The sequence below is a fragment of the Sodalinema sp. genome (genome assembly GCF_046483825.1).
Classification (GTDB): domain Bacteria; phylum Cyanobacteriota; class Cyanobacteriia; order Cyanobacteriales; family Geitlerinemataceae; genus Sodalinema.
Window position 1 is genome coordinate 1 of the sequence record NZ_JAWOCL010000296.1, and the last position, 4,171, is coordinate 4,171.

3 protein-coding genes are annotated in these 4,171 nt (G+C 52.4%); 2 read left to right on the forward strand and 1 reads right to left on the reverse strand.

Annotated elements, in window-relative coordinates; genetic code table 11:
* Positions 1-388: 388 nt before the first annotated feature.
* Entirely contained in the window at positions 389-2,653 is a 2,265-nt protein-coding gene (locus tag R6U67_RS18865; RefSeq protein WP_410253974.1) for a RelA/SpoT family protein, read from the reverse strand.
* A 360-nt stretch (positions 2,654-3,013) separates the two neighbouring features.
* Here R6U67_RS18865 and patD point away from each other — a divergent pair, with 360 nt between their 5' ends.
* The gene (gene patD, locus R6U67_RS18870; protein WP_410253975.1) at positions 3,014-3,343 is read left to right on the forward strand and encodes a heterocyst frequency control protein PatD; all 330 of its coding nucleotides are present in this window, start codon (positions 3,014-3,016) and stop codon (positions 3,341-3,343) included.
* Positions 3,344-3,375: 32 nt separating this feature from the next.
* Positions 3,376-3,948, forward strand: a complete 573-nt coding sequence (locus R6U67_RS18875; RefSeq protein WP_410253976.1) for a zf-TFIIB domain-containing protein — start codon at positions 3,376-3,378, stop codon at positions 3,946-3,948.
* Positions 3,949-4,171: the final 223 nt, after the last annotated feature.

Consider the following 4,171-nt stretch of genomic DNA (forward strand, 5'->3'; position numbering starts at 1 on the left):
CATTCTTGCCCGTAATCCCAAATCTGTTTCAATCCCTAATAGGGATTATCGGTAATTGCGAGCTGCCCGTCGATGCACTAGGCTTGATGTGTGCTTAGTTTCAATCCCTAATAGGGATTATCGGTAATTGCGAGGCCTCCCTCCTGGAACCCTGACACTATGCAGTTTTCGAGGTCCGTTTGCGCGAGACCCCCTGATTCTAACACCCATCGAGTGAAAAACACAACCCCTTGCATATTAAAAAACTCCAAAACACTCTCCCAGACAAACATCGCGAATTTGCGCGACACTTACAATGTACTGCAATCCCTGAAATCCAGTCCCCATCGAGGGTTCAGCCATTTTTTCCCAAACCTCCCTCAAACAGCTTCCCCCTCGCGCAAACTCCCTACGACACACGCCCCTCCTGAAGACGACGCATATTCAACACATCACTCATCTGGCGGATTTGCGCAAACGTGCGATCCAACTGGCCGAGATCCCGAATCCCAATCCCCAAATCAATAATCGCCGGTTTCCCTTCCGTCGTCCGCACCTGGGCACTATGCACATTAATATTATTGTCCTTCAGACGCGACAAAATATCATTGAGAACCCCCACCCGATCTAACACCTCAATCGAAATGTCCACCGGATACGTCGGCGGGCGGCTGGTGTCCTCCTGATTGTTCCAACTCACCGGAACCAGGCGTTCCCCCGGAACCGAACTGACATTACTGCAATGCTGATTGTGAATCGAGATACCCCGATCGCCGCGAGTCACCACCCCAATAATGCCCTCACCCGGCACCGGCTTGCAACAGCCCGCGAGGTGGTACACCATCCCCTCAATCCCCGCAATGGGAAACGTACCATTGGACTTCGGTTGATCCGGAACGGCCTTATTCAGCAACGATACCGTGGTTTGCTCAAAACTCGTCACCTCCGGCGGCGTTTGTTGCACCTTCACCGTATCTTGCAAACGGTTCAGCACCTGATTCAGCGTCACCTCACCATAGCCAACCGCCGCCAACAAATCATCCACACTGTGATAATTACAGCGTTCAGCCACCGTCTTCATCGGTTCCGACTTCAGCAACGCCTCAAAGCCACTTTTACCCAACTCTTTCTCTAACATCTCCCGGCCCCGGGCGACGTTCTCATCCCGGTGCGATCGCTTGTACCATTGACGAATCCGGTTGCGGGCGCTGGGCGTCATCACAAAGTTGAGCCAATCTAAACTGGGATGACTGTTCTTTTGCGTGATAATCTCCACAATACTGCCATTCTGCAAGCGACTATCCAACGGTACAATCCGCCCATCCACTTTCGCCCCAGCACAGTGATTCCCCACTTCTGTATGGATGCGATAGGCAAAATCCACCGGAGTCGCCCCCTGTTTCAACGCCACCACATCCCCATTGGGGGTAAACACATAAACATCATCTTCAAACAAATTGTCTTTGATGCTGTCGAGATATTCCTGGGCATCTTTTAGGTCATGTTGCCAATCCAACAATTGCCGCAGCCAGGTGAATTTCTCATCCTCAGCCGTCCATTGACTTTGCACAGAACCCGATTCTTTATACTTCCAATGAGCGGCAATCCCGTACTCGGCTACATGGTGCATAGCAGCGGTGCGAATCTGCACTTCAATGGGGCGGCCACTCTTGCCAATCACTCCCGTATGCAGCGATTGATAACGGTTGGGTTTGGGGAGACCAATATAGTCCTTAAAGCGCCCTGGAATGGGGTTAAAAGCATCATGGACAATCGCCAACGCCCGATAACATTCATCGTTGCTGTTGACAATCACCCGCACGGCGGCAATATCATAAATCTCGGTAAAGTCCTTCTGTTGCCGCTGCATCTTGGTGTAAATTCCATAGAGATGCTTGGGACGACCACTGACTTCAAAATCCGTGATTCCCACCGCTTGCAACCGTTCACTTAAGGTTGAGGCCACGGCCTGAATCCGAGTTTCGCGATCGCCCCGCTTATCAGCCACCAAATCCCGAATCCGAGCATAGGCTTCTCCATCGAGATACTTAAAGGATAAATCCTCCAACTCCCATTTCAAACGTCCAATCCCCAACCGGTTCGCCAGAGGCGCAAAAATATCTAACGTCTCCTGGGCAATCCGTTTCTGTTTGGCCGGGGCCAAATGGGTTAAGGTACGCATATTATGCAGGCGATCGGCCAGTTTGACCACGATCACCCGGATATCTTGCGCCATAGCCAAAAACATCCGCCGGAAGTTCTCCGCCTGGCGTTCGGTTTTACTCGAAAAGTTGAATTTCGAGAGTTTCGTCACCCCTTCAACCAACCGCCGCACTTCTTCCCCGAAGTGCATCTCCAACTCTTCCGGGGTGATGTCCGTATCTTCGACGACATCATGCAAGAAGCCAGCGGCGATGGTGGCCCCATTTCCTCCTAAATCGCGCAGTAACCCCGCAACCGCCACCGGATGGGCGATGTAGGGTTCTCCTGAGGCGCGACATTGTCCTTCATGGAGTTGGTAGCCAAACTGAAACGCTCGTCGGACTAAATCGACTTCCTCAGCGCTAAGGGTTCCTAACAAGCCATGGGGATCACTGTTCCCGAGGGCGGCTTGAAGCCAGTCTGGGACGTCAATTGAGAAATCGAGGTGGCAGGTGGGAGATGCTACGTTCATAATGGTTTAACGGGTTCGAGCGATCGCAGATTAAAGGGAAAAATAGAAATGGAACTCAGATTGAGGTCAAGAACCTCTCTGAGTCAGAAGGCGATGGCGTTTCCTGGGATTCTGAAGCTTCCACTGTATCGTAGAATACAGAATTTGTCGGAATTGGGGACAAGAAACCTCAGCCGAGATCGGCAACAAACCGCGATCGCCGACAGATGCGATCGCAGAGAAACAATAATCAGAACTGAGTTTTAACTGCTAATTATGGAGCCAGTACGCCATTTGGGGACGACGTTTACAATGTCTTAATTTTTGTAAGAGATGGCTTAACCTAATTGTAGCAACCTACACTCATTTTTTGTAGCCCCAATGTCAACGAATCCTTACTTAGACCTACAAGAGCGCCTACAACGCCTAGAAACCCCTGCTCCCAGCCCCCCCCTAACGGTACAAATCAACGCCCTACAGCAGTGGTTTCAGCAAACCCTACTCACCTCAGACCGCAATCGCCCCCACTCCGAACAGTCCCTACTCGTCGAAATTCACAAACAACTACGCCTACTGGCCACCGACGCCGCCTTTCTGCAAACCGCCAAAACCCCGCAAACCCAACAACAGCGACACCAACAGATCCGCGATCGCCTCACCACCCTCAACCGCTACTGTGATCATTTACTCAATCCCAACGACAACACATAATAGACAACGCCACTCCTCACCAGCACAGCACAATGCAATGTCCTAAAGCCCGCAACATCACCCTGCAACCCGCCGATCTCGAACCGGAACTCCCGGCCCAACACTGTCCCGAAACCGGAGGCGTTTGGATCGAACGCAACGACTACGACCCATGGTGCGCCAACCATCCCCCAGAAGACCTCAGCCCCGAAGACCTCAGCCAACGTCTAACTAACCTAGCGTTTACCCCGCCCCCAGAGGACAGTAAAGCCGCCCTCTGTCCCCACAGCGGCAAAATTCTCATTCGCGCCCGTGTCGATGCGCCCCAGCCCTTTTATATTGAGCGATCGCCCGAAACCGGCGGCTTTTGGCTCGATCAAGGAGAATGGGACATCCTCAAACAACTCGGGTTACACAACCAACTCGATCGCCTATTTTCCGCCGACTGGAAAGCCCAACTCCGGGAACAAAGCCAAGTCGATCGCCAACGAACCGCCACCATCGACAAACTCGGTCAACCCCTGGCCCAAAAAGTCTTTGAACTGGCCGACGAACTCCGCCAACATCCCAACGGCGATTTTGGCGTCTCCTATCTCACCCAAGTGGTCATCAATACTCAGGGATAATGGACAATTAACAATGGACAGTGGACAATAGAGCCTACCGCAGCGATGCGTTCCGGCAGTTTTGAATTGGTGGGCCTAGGTCACAACCCTCACTGATGCCGGAACACATCCTACCGCTCTTGCCTACTGCCCAGGGCGACCACAAGGGTGCCCCTACGTCTTTTCTGTTCCCTGTTCCCTGTTCCCTGTTCCCTGTTCCCTGTTCCCTGTTCCCTGTTCCCTG

Coding starts and splice junctions, on each gene's coding strand:
- R6U67_RS18865 (WP_410253974.1), bottom strand. CDS start 2,653: ATGAACGTAGCATCTCCCACCTGCCACCTCGATTTCTCAATTGACGTC.
- patD (WP_410253975.1), top strand. CDS start 3,014: ATGTCAACGAATCCTTACTTAGACCTACAAGAGCGCCTACAACGCCTA.
- R6U67_RS18875 (WP_410253976.1), top strand. CDS start 3,376: ATGCAATGTCCTAAAGCCCGCAACATCACCCTGCAACCCGCCGATCTC.